This window comes from Hyphomonas polymorpha PS728, from assembly GCF_000685315.1.
GTDB classification, from domain to species: Bacteria; Pseudomonadota; Alphaproteobacteria; order Caulobacterales; family Hyphomonadaceae; genus Hyphomonas; species Hyphomonas polymorpha.
In genome coordinates, this window is record NZ_ARYM01000064.1 from 1 (window position 1) to 738 (window position 738).

1 protein-coding gene is annotated in these 738 nt (G+C 63.4%); it reads left to right on the forward strand.

Translation table 11 applies throughout. The features are described 5' to 3' along the window. Positions 1–20 precede the first annotated feature (20 nt). The coding region (locus HPO_RS19395) for a helix-turn-helix domain-containing protein (protein ID WP_035602926.1) at positions 21–738 on the forward strand (718 nt) is incomplete at its 3' end.

Here is a 738-nt window from a genome sequence, read left to right on the forward strand (position 1 = left end):
CGCTTTGGCGGGAGGTTGGGATGCCATGGAAGGACGGACCAAAGATGGATGAACGCCTGCGATTTGTGGCTCGCCGCCTGGAAGGTGAGTCGATGAGCGATTTGTGCCGGGAGTTCGGGATATCCCGGAAGACGGGCCACAAGATCTTCAACCGGTACAAGGAGGAAGGGGTGATTTCGCTATGCGACCGCTCGCGCCGGCCGGTGCGGTATGCCAACCAGCTTCCGGGCCAGATCGAACAGGCGATTGTCCAGGCCAAGCAGGACAAGCCGAGCTGGGGTGCCCGCAAGATCCGGGAGCTGCTGGTCCGGCGCCTGGCGGGCGATATCCGCATCCCCGCAATCAGTACAGTTCATGCCGTGCTCGACCGGCACGGCCTGGTGAAGAAGGCGAAGCGGCCGCGTCAAAGGGCATTGGGAACCGCCCTGTCATCTGGCAGCGTTCCCAATGCCCTTTGGTGCGTCGACTTCAAGGGCGAGTTCCGGCTCGGCAACCAGGCCTACTGTTACCCTCTGACCGTCTCCGATCACGCCTCGCGCTTCATCCTTGCCTGCGAGGCCCTGGAAAGCACGAAGGAGGCCGGCGTGATCGAAGCCTTCCACACGCTCTTCCAGGAGCGGGGACTGCCGGAGGCCATACGCAGTGACAATGGCGTGCCCTTTGCCAGCCCCAACGGGCTCTACAACCTCTCCCGTCTCTCGGTCTGGTGGCTGAGGCTGGGCATCGCGATCGAGCGCA